Origin of the sequence: Kineosporia sp. NBRC 101677, assembly GCF_030269265.1 — a bacterium.
In the GTDB taxonomy this organism is placed as follows: Bacteria; Actinomycetota; Actinomycetes; order Actinomycetales; family Kineosporiaceae; genus Kineosporia; species Kineosporia rhizophila.
The window spans coordinates 115,114-136,508 of the sequence record NZ_BSTA01000005.1 but is presented as its reverse complement, the minus strand read 5'-3'; the positions used below and the strand labels follow the sequence as shown (position 1 = coordinate 136,508).

17 protein-coding genes are annotated in these 21,395 nt (G+C 69.2%); 11 read left to right on the top strand and 6 right to left on the bottom strand.

Translation table 11 applies throughout. The features are described from left to right. Window positions 1-144 precede the first annotated feature (144 nt). On the top strand, window positions 145-1,062 hold the full coding sequence (locus QSK18_RS16670; RefSeq protein ID WP_352396576.1) for an AraC family transcriptional regulator: 918 nt from the start codon (window positions 145-147) through the stop codon (window positions 1,060-1,062). A gap of 38 nt (window positions 1,063-1,100) precedes the next feature. Here QSK18_RS16670 and QSK18_RS16665 read toward each other — a convergent pair whose 3' ends face one another. Continuing rightward, on the bottom strand, window positions 1,101-1,811 hold the full coding sequence (locus QSK18_RS16665; RefSeq protein ID WP_269811089.1) for an SDR family oxidoreductase: 711 nt from the start codon (window positions 1,809-1,811) through the stop codon (window positions 1,101-1,103). Between the two features lie 261 nt (window positions 1,812-2,072). On the opposite strand from QSK18_RS16665, the gene QSK18_RS16660 reads away from it, so the two are divergent. From QSK18_RS16660 to QSK18_RS16635, 6 genes are all read left to right on the top strand, one after another. Continuing rightward, entirely contained in the window at window positions 2,073-2,942 is an 870-nt protein-coding gene (locus tag QSK18_RS16660) for a calcium-binding protein (RefSeq protein WP_285620150.1), read from the top strand. Window positions 2,943-3,183: 241 nt separating this feature from the next. Beyond that, window positions 3,184-3,345, top strand: a complete 162-nt coding sequence (locus QSK18_RS16655) for a hypothetical protein (RefSeq protein ID WP_232814341.1) — start codon at window positions 3,184-3,186, stop codon at window positions 3,343-3,345. Window positions 3,346-3,423: 78 nt separating this feature from the next. After that, the gene (locus QSK18_RS16650) at window positions 3,424-4,125 is read left to right on the top strand and encodes a calcium-binding protein (RefSeq protein WP_232814342.1); all 702 of its coding nucleotides are present in this window, start codon (window positions 3,424-3,426) and stop codon (window positions 4,123-4,125) included. Window positions 4,126-4,447: 322 nt separating this feature from the next. Next, a complete protein-coding gene (locus QSK18_RS16645) occupies window positions 4,448-5,668 on the top strand; it encodes an MFS transporter (protein ID WP_269811073.1) in 1,221 nt (406 codons plus the stop codon). 75 nt (window positions 5,669-5,743) lie between these two features. Next, on the top strand, window positions 5,744-8,716 hold the full coding sequence (locus QSK18_RS16640; RefSeq protein WP_285620146.1) for a condensation domain-containing protein: 2,973 nt from the start codon (window positions 5,744-5,746) through the stop codon (window positions 8,714-8,716). Continuing rightward, window positions 8,709-11,672: an amino acid adenylation domain-containing protein gene (locus QSK18_RS16635; protein ID WP_285620144.1), complete on the top strand. Its 2,964-nt coding sequence runs from the start codon at window positions 8,709-8,711 to the stop codon at window positions 11,670-11,672. The genes QSK18_RS16640 and QSK18_RS16635 overlap by 8 nt, the downstream gene beginning before the upstream one ends. A 35-nt stretch (window positions 11,673-11,707) precedes the next feature. Here QSK18_RS16635 and QSK18_RS16630 read toward each other — a convergent pair whose 3' ends face one another. Both QSK18_RS16630 and gnd read right to left on the bottom strand, forming a co-directional pair. Then, the gene (locus QSK18_RS16630) at window positions 11,708-12,616 is read right to left on the bottom strand and encodes a S66 peptidase family protein (protein ID WP_285620142.1); all 909 of its coding nucleotides are present in this window, start codon (window positions 12,614-12,616) and stop codon (window positions 11,708-11,710) included. A gap of 8 nt (window positions 12,617-12,624) precedes the next feature. Continuing rightward, window positions 12,625-13,539 (bottom strand): phosphogluconate dehydrogenase (NAD(+)-dependent, decarboxylating), encoded by a 915-nt coding sequence (gnd, locus tag QSK18_RS16625; RefSeq protein ID WP_232814347.1) that lies wholly within the window; start codon window positions 13,537-13,539, stop codon window positions 12,625-12,627. 94 nt (window positions 13,540-13,633) lie between these two features. On the opposite strand from gnd, the gene QSK18_RS16620 reads away from it, so the two are divergent. After that, window positions 13,634-14,287, top strand: coding sequence for an HAD family hydrolase (locus tag QSK18_RS16620; protein ID WP_232814348.1), 654 nt, complete (start codon window positions 13,634-13,636; stop codon window positions 14,285-14,287). A gap of 33 nt (window positions 14,288-14,320) precedes the next feature. Here QSK18_RS16620 and QSK18_RS16615 read toward each other — a convergent pair whose 3' ends face one another. After that, window positions 14,321-14,866: a hypothetical protein gene (locus QSK18_RS16615; RefSeq protein ID WP_232814349.1), complete on the bottom strand. Its 546-nt coding sequence runs from the start codon at window positions 14,864-14,866 to the stop codon at window positions 14,321-14,323. A gap of 104 nt (window positions 14,867-14,970) precedes the next feature. Continuing rightward, a complete protein-coding gene (locus tag QSK18_RS16610; protein ID WP_285620137.1) occupies window positions 14,971-15,618 on the bottom strand; it encodes a hypothetical protein in 648 nt (215 codons plus the stop codon). A 189-nt stretch (window positions 15,619-15,807) separates the two neighbouring features. On the opposite strand from QSK18_RS16610, the gene QSK18_RS16605 reads away from it, so the two are divergent. The 3 genes from QSK18_RS16605 to QSK18_RS16595 all read left to right on the top strand — a co-directional run bounded on the left by QSK18_RS16605 (window position 15,808) and on the right by QSK18_RS16595 (window position 19,975). Further along, the gene (locus QSK18_RS16605) at window positions 15,808-16,392 is read left to right on the top strand and encodes a YdeI/OmpD-associated family protein (RefSeq protein ID WP_285620135.1); all 585 of its coding nucleotides are present in this window, start codon (window positions 15,808-15,810) and stop codon (window positions 16,390-16,392) included. Window positions 16,393-16,660: 268 nt separating this feature from the next. Next, complete coding sequence (locus QSK18_RS16600) at window positions 16,661-18,256, top strand: 5-guanidino-2-oxopentanoate decarboxylase (protein ID WP_285620132.1); 1,596 nt, start codon at window positions 16,661-16,663, stop codon at window positions 18,254-18,256. Between the two features lie 96 nt (window positions 18,257-18,352). After that, the gene (locus QSK18_RS16595; protein WP_285620124.1) at window positions 18,353-19,975 is read left to right on the top strand and encodes a flavin monoamine oxidase family protein; all 1,623 of its coding nucleotides are present in this window, start codon (window positions 18,353-18,355) and stop codon (window positions 19,973-19,975) included. A 7-nt stretch (window positions 19,976-19,982) separates the two neighbouring features. On the opposite strand, the gene QSK18_RS16590 is transcribed toward QSK18_RS16595, so the two are convergent. Next, entirely contained in the window at window positions 19,983-21,392 is a 1,410-nt protein-coding gene (locus QSK18_RS16590; protein WP_232814354.1) for a class I adenylate-forming enzyme family protein, read from the bottom strand. Window positions 21,393-21,395: the final 3 nt, after the last annotated feature.

The window sequence follows — 21,395 nt, the reverse complement described above, 5'->3', positions numbered from 1 at the left end:
AACCCGCCGCCTGTCTCAGGAGCGCCGACCGCTGGGCGGCGCAGCCCTCGTCAAGCGGCGGGGCCACAGAGCCGGCTCAAGACCGCTGCCGCGAACACGCAGGTCCGTCGACCTGCCTCCGCCACGGCGCAGGCGCCTGACCCGCTGGCCGAGACCGTCCGTCTTTTCGGTGCGCACGGGTCGGTCGGGACTCGGACCGACGGCGGCGGCGACTGGGGTCTGTGGCTGGCCAACTGCCCGGGTGCGGTGATGCACCTCATCTCCTCCGGGAACGTCTGGCTGGAGGTCCCCCAAGAGCCACGGCGGCTGCTCCGCCCGGGCGATGCGGTCCTGTTGCCACCGGGCACGGCCCACGGGCTGTCCAGCGGCGAAGGCGTACGCATGGTGCCCTGTGATCTGGTCGCCGCCTCGCGGGCCCGTGACCAGGGTGGCGTGGTGCGGCTCGGATCCGGACCGGTGTCGGCCCGGTTCATCACCGTGAACTATGACCTTGACCCCGCGGTGAGCCGGACGTCGGGGTCGATGCCGGGAGCCGTCCTGCACGTCGAGGCGGCCAGCAGCCGCAAGCTCGACGCCACGATCGGCCTGTTGTGCGACGAGCTCTCACACCCGGAGATGGGCGCCACCGCGGCGGTCAACAGTCTGGTCGATCTGCTGCTCGTACAGTTCGTCCGGGCCGTCGGTGGTGGCGGCTTCGCCCCTGCGACTTCGCCTTGGCTGACCACGGTGAGCGACCCGGTGGTACGCGATGCCCTCGCCCTCATGCACCGGCGTCCGGCGTATCCGTGGACCACGGCCGATCTCGCCTCGGCAGTCCGGGTGTCTCGAGCCACCCTGAGCCGCCGTTTCCCCGCCACGCTCGGTATGTCACCAGGGGCCTACCTGGCGTCGTGGCGGATGGACGTGGCCGCCGCCCGCCTTCGGGACACGGACGACTCGATCGAAGTGGTAGCTGAATCCGTCGGTTACGGCTCGTCGCACGCCTTCCGTCGGGCGTTTCAGCGGGCCCGCGGGCAGTCGCCGCTGCGCTATCGCGCCGTGTCCCGGGTGGCGTCGCAGTAGCCACCCGGGACGTGCGCTCAGCGCGTGCCTCGTCGGCCTCAGCTGTTGGTCAGCAGAGTGAATCCGCGTGGTTCGCCGGCCAGCGACGCCTTGGCGGCAGCACCGTATGTGTCCGCCACGATCTCGATCTGGCCGGCTTCGATACCGTCGAACGCGGCGTTGACGATGTCGACGGGGTCGTTCATCACGGCAGCCGGGTTGAACGCTTTCATGGTCTCGGTTCTCGTCGGTCCGAAGACCAGCCCGGACACGAGGGTGTGCTGCTTCGCCAGTTCGAGCCGGATCCCGTTGGTCAGGCTCCACTGTGCGGCCTTGGCCACCGCGTAGGAGTTGTTGCCGTCGAAGCTGATCCAGGACAGATTCGACAGCACGTTGAGGATGGCGCCGCCGCCGTTGGCGCCGAGCACCGGCGCGAACGCACGGACCATGTTGAGCGTGCCGAACAGGTGCGTCTCCACGACCGTCCGGATCTGGCCCAGGTCGCCTTCGATCAGGTTCTGCCCCAGCGAGACGCCTGCGTTGTTGATCAGCAGGGTCACGTCGCCGGCGGCCTCGGCGGCTGCTGCCACCGACGCCGGGTCGGTGATGTCCAGGCGCAGCGGCACGACGCCGGGCAGGTCGACCATTTCGGGGCGTCGCGCGGCCGCGTAGACCTTCTTCGCCCCTCGCTGCAGCAGGTGCTCGGCGAAGAGGCGACCGAGGTCACGACCGGCGCCGGTGACCAGTGCTGTACTTCCCTGCAGTTCCATGATTCTCCTTGTTCGCTGCACCTTTCCGGTCGATCGTAGGAACTGGGCCGGACCCGACGGGTGGTCGAATGCCTCATTACCGTGACCGTCTGCCTCTGTCTCACCGCCCGGACATCGTCCGACGCGCCGGTGGAGTTGGGCCTGTAGACAGAAGCCGGCTTCTGGCACGCTGCTCAGCGTGATGCACGCCGCATCGCAGTGAGCATTCGGAGTTCCGGGGGGGCGTCCATGATCGTGCCGAAAAGCCGCACACTGCCTGCGGTGTCTGCGGTGTGGGGAACACTGCTGATGGCCAGTGGGGTGAGCCTGGTCTTCCCGGCCTCGGCGCAGGCGCAGGACCTGCCCGCCGTGGTGAAGGTCAACCACCACCTGAACTACCAGGCCCAGGTCGGTCAGACCAACCACCTGAAGGTCACGCGCGACATCGTCGACGGCCCGAGCGACGACATCTGCGACGCCTACGGCTGTGCCTGGTACCAGTACCGGATCGACGACAGCGTGGACATCAAGATCGAGAGCGACCCGGACGACACCTGCCTCTACCCCACGGCCTCGGACCAGACCCTGGTGGTGTGCACGTTCCTGGGCTTCTGGGGGCAGGACCCGGGCACGGTCGCAGGCTTCCACCTCGACACCGAGAACGACACGGTGACGTACGTCGACCTGAGTGGTGACCACTACGAGAACGACATGTTCGACCTCGGCGGCGGGAACGACACGTACACCAGCACCGGTGGGAAGACCGACGCAAACCTGATCCAGGGCGGGCAAGGGAACGACACCATCACCACCGCCCCGCAGATCGGCGATGTAGCCCGGATCCACGGCGGTCACGGCAACGACACGATCCGCACGTCGGGCGACTGGACCATCGCCTACGGGAACACCGGCAACGACAAGCTGTACGGCGGCGCCGGACGGCAGGACTTCTACGGTGGCACCGGCAAGGACCTGATCCGCGGCGGCGCCGGCACCGACTATTTGCAGGGTGGCCCCGGGAACGACACGGTGTATGGAGACGCCGGGGCCGACAGGATCTGGGGAAACAGCGGCAACGACAAGCTCTACGGCGGCAAGGGCACGGACACGATCTCCGGTGGTCCGGGCAAGGACGTCATCAAGAAGGACTGACAAAACCGGGCTCCGAACACGCACCGGGCATGTCCGCCTACTCGATGGGGATCTTCTCGTAGCAGGTGGCAGCGGAAGTCTTCCCCTCGCAGTTCACGGAACCGTTCCTGGACTCAGTCCTCAGAAGGTTGCCCGAGAGATCCTCATGGGACATATGTCTCGTTCCTGGCATCCTTGCCCGCGGGCGGTTGCGATTTGCGAGGTTGGAGGCACCGCAGCACCACATGCCTGGAGGCCCTGAATGATCCCCCGCACGAACCGGCTCACCGCAACCCTCGGCGTCGCCTGCCTGACCACGGCGGGTCTGATCCCGATAGCTCTGGCCGGTTCGGCCCAGGCGGCCACCACCTGGGCCCTCGCCGAGGTGGAGACCCACGACGGCAAGGACACCCGCTTCGGTTAATACAGCGGCAGCGGGGTCGACAACGATGCCACGGTCACGCTGGCAGAGTCGGCCGATGGGTCGAAACTCGTCTATACGGTGGACGACGTCCTGGACATCGAGATCGGCTCCGGCTGCGTCCATCCCGACCCCAGCGACCTCACGAAGGTCACCTGCGAGATCGACAACGCCCCGGTCGGTACCAGTGCGTCCTTGTGGGGCTACCTGGGCTTCAACGACGGCCAGAACACGGTCGTCTTCACCAACAAGACCGACCACAACATCACCAACGTCGACTTCCAGGGCGAGGGCCGCAACACCTACACCACCGGCGATCCCAACCGGCCCGACGCCAACATCGTGGGTGGCGGCCACCAGGGCAACACCTTCACGGTCGGCAACAACGCCGTCGTGAGCAGCAGCGTTGGCGACGACGTCATCAACGTCGTGGGTGACGACGCCTGGATCCGCACCGGCGGCGGCAAGGACACCGTCACCATCAGCGGCCTACGCGCCGAAGTGCTGGCGGGCGACGGGAACGACGAGATCCAAGGCGGGCCGGGCAACGACATCCTGCACGGTGAGGCCGGAAACGACGTCATCTACGGCAACGACGGGGACGACAACATCACCGGCGGCACCGGGAACGACGAACTGTACGGCGGCCGGCACAACGACACCCTGTACGGCAACAGCGGTGACGACGTCATTTTCGGCAACAGCGGCGACGACTACATTTCCGGCGGCCCGGGTGAGGACACGCTGTCCGGCGGGACGGGGACCAACACCGTCATCAACTGACTGGCGATCCCCGGGTCTGCTCCTGCCCATCCGGTCAGGAGCAGACCCGGGGTGAAGCGACCCTCGTGCGACTGGCCGGAGACCAGGTCGTCGATCCGGCACGAACTGCCTCGCTTTGCGGGTCCACGTAGGCCTGCCGCGGTACCGGCGCATGAACTGTCTGGCATGTCGGTTGTTTGACCGACAACATCGAACCCCCAAATCGCACAAACTCCTCGGGGGACCTCAAAGAGCGCGCTAGCGGGGAAAAGGGGCCTGTTCCGGTATTCCGCCGGCAGGGGCTAGCGCGGCACTGTACGAGGTCCGCGAGGGGAGACGCGGCATGCTGCAGGCGTTCTGGCCTGGTTCTCGAGCCGAGCGTGCACTGATCATCGCGACGTTGGCGAGTTCGTTCGGCTTCGCGGCCTTCGCCACGGCCAGCGGCCTGTTCTTCGTGCGATTCATCGATCTGACGCCGAACCTGGTGGGCATCGGGCTCGCGGTCGCCGGTGTCGTGGGGCTGGGCAGCCCGCTGCTGTTCGGCCGGTTGTCCGACGTGCTGGACGTCCGGACGTTGGCGTTGTGGTTGTTCGTGTTCGAGGCGGCGCTGGTCGCCTGCTACGCGTTCACGAGTACCTCATGGATGTTCATCGTCGTGGTCACGGCCGTGACGTTCGTCGATCGTGGCACCTGGGTGGCACGCAGCGTCCTCACCGTTCGGGTCGTCGCTGCCGAACAGCGGGTCAGGTTCCGGGCTCAGCAGCAGGTGGTCTTCAACGCCGGCGCTGCCGGCGGCTCGTTGACGGCGGCGGTCCCTCTTCAGCTGGACACCCGGGCCGGATACCTCGGCCTACTGGCTCTTTACGTGCTCTGCTACGCGGTGGCGGCACTGTGCCTCGCGGCGATTCCCCCGGCGGGCGGTCCGCAGCAGGCGCGCCCACAGGGCTGGCAGGCACTGCGAGATCCGGCCTACATCGCATCCGCGCTGCTTTCCGGGCTTCTCTTGCTGCACCACAGCCTGCTGATCATCGCCGTCCCCCTCTGGGTCGCGCGCTCCACTGACGCACCGACGTTCACCGTCGGTCTGCTGATCGCCCTGAACACGGTGATAGCGGTGCTGCTACAGGTCCGTCTGAGCGCGGGTTCGGAGACAACGCTCGGTGCTGCGAAAGCTGGGCGTAGCGGTGCGTTCGTCCTCGTCCCGGCCTGCATCCTGCTGGGGCTGGCCGGTTTCGGCAACACCCTCTGGGCGGTGACGACACTCGCCGCGGGAGTCGTTCTGCTCACGCTCGGCGAGCTCTGGACGGTTTCGTCGCGCTGGGGGCTGGGCTACGCGCTGGCCCCCGACGCGCTGATGGGTGAGTACCAGGGCATCTACAACCTCGGCACCTCGGTCGAGGGTGTCCTGGGGCCCCTTATCGCAACGTACATTGTTGTGGGTTGGGGATTTTCCGGTTGGCTGGTGGTAGCCGGCATCTTCTTGGCACTCGGCCTCCTGGTCGGCCCGACCACCCGCTGGGGCGAACGCACCCGCACGGAGCCCGACGTGGCCCGGTTGGCGTAGATCGGACCAGGTCACGGCCCCCACAACAGACGGGAAACGCGCATGGTTTCAGCTGCCAGGAGTGCCCTGACACGAGTGGCACACCACGTCGAGACGTCACCGGACACCATTGCCGTGGTCACCGCGTCGGAGAAGATCACCTACCGTGAGCTCTGGCAGCGGGCAGCCGGGTTCGCCGCCGCGGTGCCCCGGACGCCCGAGCCCGACCCCGTCGTCGGAATCGTCATGCGGCGCAGCATCGATCTTGTCGCGGCCGAGTTGGGAGCCTGGCTGGCCGGTGCCGCCTTCCTGCCCCTGGATCCACGGCTGCCGGACGCGAGAATACTGACCGCGCTTCGTGGCGCCGGCGCATTGGGCGTCATCACTACAGACGATCTTGCCGGGCGGCTCAGCGGCGTTCTCCTACTGGTCGGCAGCGGCGGCGACGAACTCCGGCCCGTGTCGGAGCCGGAGCAGTCCCGCCTGGCGTACGCGATCTCGACGTCCGGCTCCACCGGCACCCCGAAGAACGTGGCGATCGAGCACGGCAACCTGACGAACCTGATCGCCTGGTTCGTTCCTGCCTGCCAGGTCGGGCCGGATGAACGGGTGCTCAACGCGACGGCTCCGGGCTTCGACCTGTCGGTCCTGGACTTCTGGGGAACGCTCGCGGCTGGTGCGACGCTCGTCCTGGCCCCCGAACCGGCCGTCCGTGACGTCGAACAGCTGCTGGATTTCCTTGACGCCGAGCAGGTTACGCAGTGCCACCTACCGACGCCGATCGGCGAGGCGCTGCTGGGGTCGAGCCGCCGCCCGGCGACCCTGCGCTCCCTTCGCCTCGGCGGTGACCTGATGCGGATCTGGCCGGCCCCCGACTACCCCGCTGCCGTGTTCAACGCGTACGGGCCGTCCGAGACCACCGTGCTGGTGACGCTCACCGGCGACCTACGCGCCTATCAGCAGCGTGACCTGCCGCCCATCGGACGTCCTGTCGCCGGCGCGGAGATCCGGTTGCTCGACGAGGCCGGCCACGTCGTCACCGACCCCGGCCAGGTCGGGGAGGTATGGATCCGCGGACCGGTCGTCGGGCGTGGCTACCTGATCAGCGAGAGTCACCCCGCACAGACAGCTTTCGTTCCCGACGATACGACCGAGGGCGGCCGCTGGTACCGCAGCGGCGACCTGTGCACCTGGGGCCTGGATGGAGAGCTGTACTTTCGCGGCCGCCGGGATCGTCAGGTGAAGGTACTCGGCAACCGGATGGAACTCGGCGAGATCGAGCATGCGCTGCTGCGCTGCGAAGGGGTGCGGCAGGCCGCGGTGGTGCTCAGTGGCGCTGAGCCGCAGCTGTTCGGGTACGTGACCGGGGAGTGCGACCCGGCCCGGGTCCGGCATCAGCTGGTGGCGGAACTGCCCGCCGCGATGATCCCTGCCCAGTTGCGGGTGCTGTCCGAGATTCCCCTGACCGGGAACGGGAAGATCGACCGCGACGCTCTTCAGGCGCTGACGTCGAGCGCCCCGCAGCAGCCCCCGGTCAACGCCCAGGCCCCGAGCTCCGTCGAGCAGGCGGTGATACAGGTCTGGCAGTCCGTGCTGCAGACGCCCGTGGATCGCGACGCCAACTTCTTCGCGCAGGGGGGCGACTCGCTCACCGGCATCCGCGTGGTCACCCGTCTTCGCGAGCAGCACGGCTACTCCGCCTCGCTACGTCTGGTGCTCAGCCACCCGGTCCTGCAGGACTTCGCGGCCCAGCTGAACCCTGCGCCCGCTCCCCCTACCGCCGGCCCAGTCACCGGCCCAGCCATCAGCCCGGCCGAGACCAATGAGCCCATCGTTCCGCTGTCCGACGCGCAGCGGGCCCTTTCACAACTGCTCGGCGGCCCCGGCGACCGGACTTCGATCTGCGAGATACCGCACCTGATCCACCTACGCGGCGAGGTTGATCTGGATGCCCTGCAGTACGCCGCCAACACCGTCGCCGCACGGCACGAGGCCCTTCGTAGCACCGTCGATGACCAGGTCCAGGTCGTCCACGCCGCGCGACGGGTCGACGTGCCGGTCCGCGAGCAGCCGGGGGCGCCCTTGGCCGAGGTGGCCGAGCGTGCACGGCAGGAGGTGACCCGCCGCTTCGATCTGCGTCAGGAACGACCGTTCCGGATGGCGCTGTACCGGATGGGCGAGGCCGAGAGCCTGCTGGCGATGGCGACGCATCACATGTTCTTCGACGGCTACTCCAGTTCCGTGCTCTACCGGGAGCTGGCGGCCGCCTACTCCGCCCGGGCCCGGGGGCAGACGCTGCAGTTGCCCCCGGCCACCCCGTACCGGGCCTACGTGGCCGCCAGGGCCGCCGCGAAATCGCCGGAGTCGGTTCAGGAGCACCTCGACTTCTGGGCCGGGTATCTCGACGGGTTCGACCTGAGCGACCAGCCCTGCGACTTCCCACGACCGGCCACCCCGAGCTTCGCCGCCGGCGAGGTGTCGTTCGGACTTCCGGCAGTGACACTGGCCCGCCTTGATGCGTTCTGCGCACACCACCAGCTCACCCGGTTCCCGGTGCTCCTGGCGGCGGTGGGCACCGCAATGGCTGAGATCTCCGGGCGCAGCGACCTGCTGGTGGGAGTCTCGATCTCCCAGCGCCGCACGCTGGCGGACGAGTCGATCATCGGCGAGCTGACCGGCACCTACCCGGTACGGCTGGATCTGCGCAGGGCCACAGGTTTCACGCAGGTCTGCCGGGCCGCCGCAGACAGCTTCGGACAGGTCGAACAGCATTCCGGCATCCACTACCGGGCGCTGCATCCGCCGGTGCCCGCCGACCGGGCCTTCCAACTGGACTTCTCCATGAACAAGGCCCCCGCCGAGCAGCCGGACTTCGCCGGCCTGGTGGCATCGACGCTGTCCACGCGGGGCAAGGAGAACGGCACCCACCGGGACGTCCGGTTCGACGTCTTCGAGAGCGCATCCAGCCTCGAGTGCATCCTCACCTACCGCACCGAGCTGTACCGCCCCGCGTCGATCCGGCGCGCGGCCGACGTGATCGTCGAGAGGCTCGAAGGCCTTGATGTCTGAGCTGCTGCGGAGGGTGCTCGCCACGGCGGCAACGGCGCCGTCGCGCCCCGCTGTCGTGGAGGCGGGGCGGATCACCAGCTACGCGCAGCTGGCCGCCGAGAGCGAACGCCTCGCCCAGCAGTTGCGCGAGCTCGGGGTGGAGGCGGGCCACCGGGTGGCGGCGGTTCTTCCTCCGGGTGCCGACCTGTTGACCGTCGCGCTGGCTGCGTTCGCGCTCCGTGCGGCGTACGTACCGATCGATCCGGTGTTGCCGGGGCCCAGGATCGAGCAGATCCTCGCGGTGAGCTCGCCTCAGGTCATCGTCGACAGGGACGGGCCGCTCGCTTCCGGGCGGCCGGGCACGGCCCCCACGCCGTTCGACGTCGCCTATGTCGTCAGTACGTCGGGCTCCACGGGGCCGCCGAAGGCCGTGCAGATCGAGCACCGGAACCTGTTGAACTCTCTCACCGCCCTCGATCGGTGCGCGCCGGTCGAGGGGCCCTACACCGGCTCCTGGTGGGCCAGTCCCACCTTCGACGTGTCGCTGTGGGAATGCTGGTCACCGCTGCTGAGCGGCGGCACCGTGGCGGTCGTCCCGGCCGGCGCACGACTGGACGCCGAGCGGTTCGGCGCGTTCCTGGACTCCGCGGACGTCCACAGCGTCTACGCCCCGCCAGGGCTGCTGCAGGGGCTACGCGAGTACCTGGCAGCCGATCCGACACGATGCTCGCATCTGTCCCGGCTGCTCGTGGGCGTCGAACCGATCCCGCTCGGGCTGCTCCAGGACCTGCAGGCCGAACGCACCGGCCTGCAGGTCGTGAACGCGTACGGCCCGGCGGAGGCGACGATCTACTGCACCCTGTACCCGGTGCCCCCAGCCGGGGGCGAGCGCGCCGCCCGCACCCCCATCGGCACCGCTGTCCCCGGCAACACCCTCTACGTCCAGGACGAGCAGGGCCGGCTGCACACGTCGGGAGCCGGTGAACTCGTGGTGGCGGGGGCGAACGTCGGACGGGGCTACCTCGACGGCGACCCCGCCGGCCGGTTCCTGGCCGACATCGAGGGCGAGCGGGCCTACCGGACCGGTGATCTGGTCCGGTTCCTGCCCGACGGCAACCTGCTGTTCGAGGGCCGCCGCGACGGGCAGCTGAAGATTCGCGGTTCCCGCATCGAGGCCGGGGAGGTCGAGGCGGCGATCCGGGCGAGCGCACCGGTGCGCGAGGTCGTCGCCGACCTACGGGAGAACTCGGTCCTCGCCGCCTACATCGTGCCGGAGCCAGGCGGATCGATCGACGCGCAGGAACTACGGCGGGCACTCCTGGGAACGCTGCCGCCGGCGGCGGTCCCCACCATCGTCCTTACGCTTGAAGATCTTCCGCAGACCGCGAACGGCAAGATCGACCGTGCGGCGCTGGCCCGGCTCCCAGCCCCGACCTCCGCGTCGGCGAGTATCAGGACGGACGAGTCATGGAGCCTGGTGCGAGAGGCGGTGAGGGAAGCAACCGGATCCCCGCCGTCCCCGGACTGGAGCTTTCTGGAGTCCGGTGGCACATCTCTCTCGGCGGTGCGCATGGCCGTTGCCTTGCGTACCTACGGCGCCCAGGAGCTGACGCCGTTCGAGATCCTGGCCGCCACCACGCTGGGTGAGCTCGCGGACTCGCTGAAACCTTCTGCGCCCACCGGGATCGACCATCGGCACGAGGGACGGTTGAGTGGCCCTCTCACGCCGGCGCAACTGGGGATCTGGATGCACGACCAGCTCGACCCGGACTCTGCCCGCTACGTGGAGTCGTACTGCGTGGAAATATCCTGGGCCGTCGTCACCGAGGGCCCGCACGAGCCCGGCGTGGACGAGGAGCGCCTGCGTGCGACCGTGGCCGCAGCAGCGGCAGCACATCCGGCCTTCACCGCGGTGATTCGCGACGACGGTGAGTCCGTCACCATGCAACTGCTCGCCCACCAGCCCTTCTTGGAGGTCATCCGTCCGGGCGACCGGGCCGCCGCGCTCCGGCTCGCCGCCGAGCTCGCCCGGACTCCGATCGACCTGGCTGACGGGCCGTTGATGCGGGCCCAGTGGGCGCCGTTCGCGCCGGGCCGCGGTCTGCTCACGTTCGTCTGGCACCACGCCGTCGTCGACGGCTGGTCGCTGCGGCTCTTCCTCGCCGATCTGGGCCGCGTCTACGCCGAGCCCGGCCGTCCCCTGGCCAGGGCCGAAGGAACGATCTGCGACGCCAACGTACGGGCCATCGAGCACGCAGCCTCCCCCGAACTACGCAGCGAGACCGAGGTGACGGTGAGCCGGCTGCTGGCGGACTTCCCGGCAGGCACGTCACTGACCTGGTCGCGTGAGGGCGGACCAGGCTCCGCCGGCCACAGCCGAACTGTTCTGTCCGAGCACCTTTCGAGCGCTGTGCGAGCCGCCGCGATCGCGCACGGAACCTCCCCGTTCATCGAGCTTCTCGCGGCGTACGAGTACGCGCTTGCCAGCGCACTGGATCTGCCGCGGTTCGTCGTCGGCTGCGCCGACGGGCGTGCCCGCGCGGCGAGGGAGTGGAACGTGGCCGGCTACATGGTGGACACGCGGCTGGTGGTCGGAGCGAGTGCGCGAGGCCGGGCGGTGGGCGAGTACCTGCGCGGGGCGTCGGCCCACGCCGCCGAGGTTCTCTCCAGGCCGGTGCTGGCGCCGCTCGCTGCGGTGATCCCTGCGCTTCGCCGTGAACGTCCGGTGCCTGCAGCCTTCCCGAGCTTCTACTTCAGTGCTGACGAGGAAAACGTTCTGACGCTGCCGGGCGCCGAATGCAGGATTGTCGATCTGCCCGCCGCAACACCGAAGTTCGCGGTGACGCTCGAGGTGAAGCCGATCGGCAGTCGGTTCGTGCTGCGGCTGGAGTGGGATCGTGGGCTGGTGAACGATGCCGAGGCGGACGCTCTCGGGCAGGCACTCGAACGGGCTGTCGCCGCTCTGGACGCGCCATGAACGTGGTGCGCGAGCCGATAGTCGTTGCTACGGCTTCAGCCCAGCGCAGGCTGGGAGTAGTGAAGTGAGCGGTCGGCGGTGTCGAGTACCGCCGAGGGGCCAAGCGGCACGGTGAGCTGTCGCGGACCGTGCCCGACGTCGAAGCCGGACAGGATGGGCACTCCCAGAGGGCCGAGCCGTTCGAGCAGGATCGCGTCGGGATCCGGCCCGCAGTTGACCCACTCCCCCACCACCACGCCGGCCGCTGCGTCGAACCACCCGGCCCGCAGGAGCTGGGTCAGCAGACGGTCGAGACGGTGCGGTTCCTTGTTGATGTCCTCCAGCACAACGATGCAACCGCGGGCCGACCCGGCCTCGGGGCTGCCCAGCAGCGCTGCCAGCAGGTTGAGGTTGCCTCCGATCACCGGTCCGACGGCCTGCCCGGGCACCAGGACGCGCGCTGCGGGGCTGTGCAGCCGCACCGTCTGTTCCGGGCTCATCAGCGTCCGGATCAGGTGATCTCCCCACTCAGCGCCGTGCGTGTCGGTGGCCAGCGCCTGACCGGCCACCATCGGCCCGTAGAGAGTGGCGACGTCCGCGTGCCGGGCGAGCCAACGGTGCAGCACCGTGACATCGCTGTAGCCGACCAACGGCTTTGGTTGCGCGGCAGCGAAAACCGCCGGGTCCAGGTGATCGAGCAGGCGTAGCGCCCCGTAACCGCCCCGAGCGCACAGCACTGCGCCTACCCCGTCGTCGCACCAGGCCTCGGTCAGGTCCGCCGCACGCTGCTCATCACTGCCGGCGTACAGGCCGTCCCGGGCCAGCACATGCTGGCCCAGGACAACTTTCAGTCCGGCTGAGCTCAGCCGGGCGCAACCGCCGGCAAGTTGCTCGGGCGAGACCGGGCCGCTGGTCGCGACCACGGCCACCCGGTCGCCGGCCCGCAGCCGCGCCCCCCGTCGCACAGCCGGACTCAGTTCAGCGGCCCACCAGGGCGATTGACGACATGCCCTCCGAACTCCTCGCGCAGGGCCGAGAGCACCTGACCACCGAAAGAGGTTTCCTGCCGGGACCGGATGCGGGTGAGCAGGGCAGCAGTGATCGCCGGCGCCGGTACGTCACGGGCGATCGCCTCCAGCACCGTCCAGCGGCCGGTGCCCAGATCTTCCACGTAGTCACCGAACTTCGACAGGTGCGGGTCGGCGCTGAGCTTGGCGCTGAGCAGGTCCAGCAGCCGGGAGGTGACCAGGCTGTTGTGCCGCCACAGCTCCGCGATCTGCGCCAGGTCCAGGTCGTAGTCGCTGGCCCGCAGAATCTCGAATCCTTCGGCGTAGGCTTCCAACAGCCCGTACTCGATGCCGTTGTGAACCATCTTCACGTAGTGGCCGGCCCCGGAGCCGCCCACGTACTTACAGCCTCCGTCCGGTGCTGCCTGCTGCAGCACCGGCATCAGTTCCTCGGCGAGCATCCTGTCCCCGCCCACCATCAGGCAGTAGCCCAGGTCCTTGCCGAGCAGACCCGAAGACGTCCCGACATCAAGGAAGCGCAAGCCGCGTTCGGCGCACCTGGCCGCCCTGTCGACCGTCTCGTGGAAGTTGGTGTTCCCTCCGTCGATGAGGATGTCACCAGGCGCCAGGGCACCTTCCAGTGCCTGTGACACTGCCCGGGTAGGCTCACCGGCGGGAAGCATCATCCAGACCAGCCGCGGTCCGGAACCGAGACGGGCCAGCAGGTCCGGAAGATCGACGGCGGCCTCCAGCCCCTCCGCCGCGAGCACATCGACCGTCGCCGAGCTCAGGTCGTACCCCACCACGCGGTGTCCGGCTCGCAGCCAGTGCTGCGCCAGACCGCCGCCCATCCGTCCCAAACCAACCAGGCCGATGTCCATCCATCCTCCTTGATCCGACGAACCGGCGAACTGCGCACCATGTGTGTCCCCCCATGGCACACGGCTCACCCCTCAGCCATTTATATTACGAATCATGGGAAAACGGGCCGTTATTCTCGATTTCGACGGCGTCATCATGGACACCGAGTCCGCCGTGATTGCCGCCTGGCGCGCCGAATGCGCCGAGACGGGGCTGATCTTCGACGAGGCCGCGTTCGCCGCCGCCGTCGGGGTACCGTCCCTGACCCCGCAGCGGGTGGCGGCTCTGCTGGGCGCGGGCACCGTCGATCCCCTGGCGTTCGCCACCAACGTGCGGCGGCGTCTGCGCGCGGCGAGCGCCGAACTGCCGGTCCTGCCCGGCGTGCGGGAACTGCTGGCCGAGGCGAGTGCCGCCAGAGTGCCGGTGGCCGTAGCCTCCGGCGCGAGTCGCGACTGGGTCCTCGGCCACCTGAACCGGGCCGGCGTCCTGCCGGGCCTGGCCGCGGTGGTGTGCCGGGAAGACGCCCGGGCCGGCAAACCTGCTCCGGACCTGTACCTGGTCGCACTCTCCCGGCTGCACGTCGACGCTCGGCAGGCGGTGGCGGTCGAAGACTCCCTGACGGGCGTGACCGCGGCCCAGGCGGCAGGGGTGCGGTGCATCGCCGTGCCGGGTCCGACGACCATCGGTCACGACCTGTCCGCCGCCGACCAGCAGTTGACCACGCTCGCCGGCGTCAGCCTCGCGGACCTCTTCGCCGACCGGCCGTGAACCTCACCAGCACTTTCTGCGCAGGGCCGCAGCTCAGCGCAGAGACTCCCAGAACAAGTCCACCGCCCGCGCCAGCTCCTCCTCGGCCGGGGGCTTGATCAGGGCGAAAGCCGAGACGCTGAGCCGGTCGGAGGTACGCCAGCAGATGAGCCCGCCGGGGTAGGGAGAGCCTTCGCCATCTGGGCCCTGGTCCGCCGTGCGCAGTGAAAGGTTGCTGCTGCAGTAGGAATTGCTGTATCTCTGACCATTGTCGTTGAGCATCCGAAGATCCACCCTGCCGGTGAGATCCGTTCGTGTCGCCGTGACGGAGACCGTGGTTCCGCCCGCTTTGCCGTACATGGCGAACGCGAGCTGAGCCCCACCCACGTCCTCCCGCAGCGTCGCCACGCTCTCGGGGTCGTCTCCGGTGTTGTAGGGCGAGACGTCAAGCTCCATGAACGTGGACGGCATCGTGATGGCCCGGTCGTCGGGCGGCCCGGAGGAGGCCCTCGACGGCCAGAGGACCCAGAACAGGACGAACACGGCGACCAGGAGGAACCCGCCGACGAGCGCAGAGACCGCGCGTGGGCTCACCGGCATGGGTACCTCCAAGGACGCCTGACCTGTTCAGACATCGGCAGGTGGACAGCCTGCTCTTGAGGTCTGTACGTCGCTCATGCCGGTGCGTGTCTGGCAGGACTCCCCTAGGCGGAGACCTCGAAGAAGTCGTTCAGGGCGCGGCTGTTACGACGCGCGATCGCCCGCTCTTCGGCGGTGGTGCCGGTGTTCGGGATCTCCAGGAGTTCGCTCAGCAGGTTCCGCTGCTTGGCGTAACGCTTCTTGTAGGAGTGCAGCTCGTCGATCGCGCCGGCGATCCAGACCTTCTGCTCGGCCGAGGCGACCTGCTGGCTCTTGATCCAGTCGGCCCGGGCGATCTTCAACGGGTTGCCGGGCTTGATCGAGTACAGGCCCGGGGTGTGGAAGAAGCCGTTGAGCTCTCGGGTGAGGCGCACCACGGCGGCCCGCTGCTTCGGCGTCACCTGGGTGCCCGGGATCTTGGTCAGCGCGACCAGGTTGTCCTCTTCGTGCCAGTAGCGGTCACCCTTGGCGGCCGCCAGCTCTTTGCGGGCGGCGTTGAACGCGTCGTAGCGAGTCGCGTTGGGGCCCTCGGCACCGGCTTTCCAGTACGCACGTGCCTGTTGGAAGTGGCTGGCCCGGGCCGCGCTGCTCACGTCGGTGGTACGGCTGGAGACGTCGGCGTTGGCTGGACCGGCCGTGCCGATGACCGCCGCAGTCAGGGCAAGGCCCAGGGCGGCAACAGGGACGGAGACGGCCGGCTTGTTCTTACGCATCGGAACTTCCTCGAGTCGATCAGGCCGCCAGGCGGCTTGTGGTTGCTGTCCCCAGATGAGATGCAGCCAGACCCGGTTTGGTTCGGAACTGCTTCGGGGGGGGCGCCCGGGCCACCACTCTCACCGGCCGGGTCCGAAGTTGGCGAAAGAGGTCACCAGCTGACCGCATGCCCTGACAGCCTGGTCCGCATGGACGACGAACACACCGACGATCGCCTGACCGTGCCCGACACCGCCGCCTGGCGGGCCTGGCTGGATGCGAACGAGGCCTCGTCCAACGGCGTGAAACTGGTGCTGGCCAAGAAGGGCGTCACCGACCCGACGTCCCTGACCTACGCGCAGGCTCTGCTCGAGGCGCTGTGCAGCGGCTGGATCGACGGACGACGCAACGCCATCGACGACCGCACCTTCCAGCAGCACTTCACGCCCCGCCGGCCGGGCTCGCTCTGGTCCCAGCGCAACATCGGCCTGGTCGAGGCCCTGATCGAGCAGGGGCGCATGCGAGCACGGGGTACGGCCGAGATCGACCGGGCCAAGGCAGACGGCCGCTGGGCCCGCGCCTATGCCGGACAGGCCCGGGCCGAGACACCGCCCGACCTCAGCCAGGCCCTCGCAGGCTCCCCCACAGCGCAGACCAGGTTCGCCACCCTGTCCAAAGCTGACCGATACAGTCATATTCATGCTGTGATCACGGCTTCCACTCCGGCCGGGCGCGCCGCCCGCATCATGCGGATCGTCCAGGGCCTGGAGGAACCGCCATCAGCGACCACCTGAAACTCCCCACCCCCACGGCCCGAACGATGGCCTGACCAAGGCGCCCACCCACGTCTTTCGTCGGTGGGCGCTTTCGGTCGTGCCGCTGATCTGCCCGCCGACCACACGGGAACCTGATCAACGCCAGAAGCACCGTCCGTGACCTGGATCACTCACCTGCACTCGGGTGTTCAACTGCTGCCGGCCGGTCGTTGACGTACCCGGCTACGCTCGTCACCCGCCCGGGTGACGGGCCCGGGTCAGACCGGCGTCGGACGAGGAGTGCGTCATGTGGTTCGGCGAGGCTGCCGCCCATCTGCTGAGCCAGTACGGCATCGAGGACGTCTTCGGCATCCCCGGGGTGCACACGGTCGAGTTGTACCGCGGATTCGGTTCGGCGGGACTGCGCACGCACGTGGCCCGACACGAGCAGGGCTGTGGATTCATGGCGGACGCCTATGCGCGAGTCAGTGGGCGGGTGGGGGTCTGTGCAGTGGTCACCGGGCCGGGTCTGCTGAACCTGCTCACCCCGGCCGCCCAGGCCTGGCACGACTCCGTACCGATCCTGATCCTGGCCGCCTCCACCCGCAGCGACCTGGCCGGGCAGGCCCGGGGCGCGCTGCACGACATCCCCGACCAGGCCGCGGCCGCCGCCGGGGCGATCGGCTGGTCGAAGGTGGTCAGGAGCCCGGAGGCCTTTCCCGAACTGCTGGCCGAGGCCTGGGGCGTTCTGACCACCGGCCGTCCCCGCCCGGCCTGCCTGCACATCCCGATCGACGTCCTCGACTCACAGGTCCCCGGCCCCTGGACCCGGGCTCCCGCCGCAGACCGACCCAGCCTCGAGCCGTCCTCGATCGACGCGGTCCGTGCCCTGGTAGCCGCCGCCGAGCGTCCGGTGATCATCGCCGGAGGCGGTTCCCGAAGCGCCGCACCCGAGGTGCAACGACTCGCCGAGCGCCTCGACGCACCCGTTCTGACCACCGGGAACGGGTCAGGGGTGATCGATGCGTCGCATCCGCTGGCGGTGGGCACCCTGCTGCCGTTCTCGGGCGCCCGGGACCTGGTGGCCGCGGCGGATGTGGTGCTCGCGCTGGGGACCGAGTTCTCCGAGACGGACGTCATCTACACCGGCATCCCCCTGCCGGCGGGCGGCGATCTGGTGATGGTGGACGTCGATCCGGCCCAGTTGTCGGCGCACCGCCCGCGGATCGGCGTGTGCGCCGATGTGAGAACCTTCCTGTCAGCCCTGCTGGGCGTGCTGCCGGAACCGGCCGGCGTCGAGCCCCAGAGGGCGGGGGCACAGCGGGCCGAGCGGGCCCGCAGCCGGATCGAGTGGACCTCCGACTCCAGGCGGCACATGCCCTGGCTGGACGCCCTGTGGTCGATGTGCCCGCCGGACCTGATCACGACCCTCGACTCGACCCAGCTCGCCTACACCGCGCACCAGTACGTGCCCAGAACCCGTTCGGCCACCTGGCTGGCCCCCTACGGCCTGGGCACGCTGGGCCCGGCCCTTCCGATGGCCGTGGGGGCCGGGATCGCAGCGCCCGACCGGCCCACGCTGGCTGTCTGCGGCGACGGCGGGCTCCTGTTCACCCTGCCGGAACTGGCTACGGCCGTGGACGCGGGACGGCAACTGCTGCTCGTGGTGTGGGACAACCGTGGCTACGGCGAGATCCGCGACTCCTTCGACCGGGCCGGTGTTGCGCGCACAGACACCGAGGTCACGGCGTTCGACCTGGTCGCCGTCGCGGCAGGCTTCGGTGCCCACGCCGTGCGGGTGACGACCCCCGGTGACCTACGGGACGAAGCCCAGAAAGCGTTCCTGCGCAAGGGCGTCAGTGTGGTGGTGGTCACGGCCGACGACGTTCTCGGGACAGACTAGGGAAACTGTTCAACCGCCGACCTGGGTGAGTGGTACGGCAGCGGTTAGGCTTTCCGGCCAGATCTCTTCGGGCACGGCTGATGAGGGGCCTCGGAAATGACTGCCGGCCTGGCGCCGCTGACGATGTTCGGTCCGGACTTCCCCTTCGCCTACGACGACTGGCTCAGACATCCCTCCGGGCTCGGCCGGCTGCCGGCCGAACGGCACGGCACCGAGGTCGCGGTGGTCGGCGGTGGGATCTGCGGGCTGGTCACGGCCTACGAGCTGATGCGCCTGGGCCTGAAACCGGTGGTCTACGAGGCGGAACGGCTGGGCGGTCGGATGCGCTCGGTGCGCTTCGCGGACGGGCTTGACACCGTGGCCGACCTGGGCGCGATGCGCTTCGCCCCGGCCGCCACCACGCTCTTTCACTATGTGAACCGGCTGGGCCTGCGCACCGAGGCGTTCCCCAATCCACTCAGTCCCGCCGCCGGGACCACGTTCGTCGACCTGAACGGCCGCACCCACCAGGTAAGTTCGGCCGACGACCTGCCCCCGGTGTACCGGGAGGTGGGCGAGGCCTGGCAGCGGACGATCGCCGACGGCGCCGAACCGGAGCTGATCGAGGCGGCGCTGCGCGGCCGCGACGTGGCCGCTCTGAAGACCGTGTGGAACCGGCTGGTGGCCGAGCTGGACGACCAGTCCTTCTACGGTTTCATCAGCCGGTCCAAGGCTTTCGCCTCGTTCCGGCACCGGGAGATCTTCGGCCAGGTGGGCTTCGGGGCGGGCGGCTGGGACACCGACTTCCCCAACTCGATCCTGGAGATCCTGCGGGTCGTCCTGACCGGCGCCGAACACGACCAGCAGAGAATTGTCGGTGGCGCTCAGTCCCTGCCCGACGGCCTGTGGAAGCACGCTTCTGACAGCATTTTCTGGCCCGCCGGAACCTCACTGGCCACGCTGCACCCGCACGGGCCGGCCCCCGCGGTCACCAGCATCACCCGCTGCGGCGAGGGTCTGCGGATCAGCACTGCGGACGGGCACCGTGACTACCCGGCCGCGGTCGTCACCCCCCAGGTCCGGCTTCTGGCCACGCGGATCGACGTGGAGGAGTCGCTGCTGCCCACCGAGGTGTGGACGGCGATCGAACGCACGCATTACATGGGCGCTTCCAAGGTCTTCGTCGCCACCGACCGGCCGTTCTGGAAGGACGCCCAGGGCCCGCGTCTGGGCATGACCCTCACCGACCGGCTCCCCCGCAGCATGTATCTGCTGGACGACGGACCGGACTGCCCGGGCATCATCTGCCTGTCGTACGTGTGGAACGACGACTCGCTCAAGCTCGGGCCGCTGTCCCTGGCCGAGCGCACCGACCTGCTGCTGCGCCGGATCGCCCGGATCCATCCCGAGGTCGAGATCCGGGCCCGGATCATCGGTGAGCCGGTCGGCATCACCTGGGAGGACGAACCGAACTTCCTCGGCGCCTTCCGGGCCAACCTGCCCGGCCACTACCGCTACCAGCACCGCCTCTTCGGTCAGTTCCGCAGTGCCCGCAACGGGCTGTTCCTGGCCGGCGACGACGTCTCCTGGTTCAGCGGCTGCTCCGAGGGCGCCGTCACCACCGGCCTGAACGCGGTCTGGGCCGTGGTGCGACATCTGGGCGGCAGCAGCCACCGTGACAACCCGGGACCGGGGGACGTCTACGACGACATCGCCCCGGTCACCCTGCCCTACTCCTGAACCGCGCCTACTGGGAGGCCATCTCGGCCTCTGCGAGACCGGTCAGCTGCTTGCGGTCCGGCTTGCCGTTGTGGTTCAGCGGCAGCCGGTCCAGCACCACCACCCGGTTGGGCTGCTCGTAGGGCGGCAGCAGCTCGTTCAGCCGCTCCCGCCAGTACTGCCGGTCGCGGCCCTGCTCGTCCTCCACGTAGAAGACCAGGGAGGCGCCCCGCCGCTGGTCGGGCACGGCGATGACCTTGACCGAGCACCCGCCCCGGGCCACCTTGTTCTCCAGGATCTCCGGGTAGATGGTGTAGCCCATCCGGTTGACCGCCAGCTTGCGGCCCAGCACGAACAGGTTGCCGCCGGAGTCCAGATAGCCCAGGTCACCGGTGCTCTGCCAGCCGCGCTCCACCACGTCCACCGACCCGTCGTCGGCCAGGAAGCCCTCCATCATGTCGGGTGAGTGCACCTCGATCTCCCCCACCTCGTCAGCCGACAGGAAAGCTCCGGCGTCGTCGACGATCCGCACCCCCAGACCGCGGACCACCTGGCCCGTGCCCACCGGGTTCTGGCTGGTGGCGAAGCAGACGTTGCCCAGTTCGGTGCTGCCGTAGCTGTCCAGCAGCGGGTGCCCGGCGAAGTCCCGGTAGCTGTCCGAAAGGGCCGGGTCCAGCGGTGCGGCGCCGGAGCAGAACATCCGTACGGTTCGCAGGTCTGCCATCGGATCGGCGCGCCGGGTCACGATGTTGCGGATGCTGCGGTAGGTGGGCGGGGTGGCATCGATGACGGTGACGCCGGTACGCGAGGCCATCCGCAGCACCACGTCCAGCCGCCGGTACGGAGCCACCACCAGCGAACAGCGCCGCAGCCAGGCGATCATCACCATGGACAGGCCGTACTGGTGGGAGAACGGCAGCAGCGGCAGCAGCACGTCGTCGGCGACGTGCCCGACCAGATCGGCGTTGCGCAGCAGGTTCTCGAGGAACTTGCCGCCGCTCTTGACGATCCCCTTGGGCTCGCCGGTGGAGCCCGACGACCACATGATCAGGCCGTCGGGCATCTTCGCCCAGGGCTGCAGGTCGAAGTCGCCCTCGTCGTCCTGGCTGATGCCCGCGACCAGGTCACCGATCCGGGCCACGGGCAGACCTTCGGGGACGGCGCCCTCGTCGGTGACCAGCAGCCGGCAGGCCGCCCGGTGGTAGATGCGGACGGTGCCGTCGGTGTTCTCCAGGTGATCGGCCAGCACGATCGAGGCACCGGCGTGCATCAGGGCCAGGAGCACAGTGACGTAGGCGGGTGAGTTCTCCGCCCGGTAGAGCACCCGGGTGCCCCGGGTGACGCCCAGGCCCTGCAGTTGGGCGGCCACCGCGGTGGCGTCGCGTTCCACCTCGCCCAGGGTCTGCGCCGAGTCCGGTCCGTAAAGGGTGGCGCTCATGAG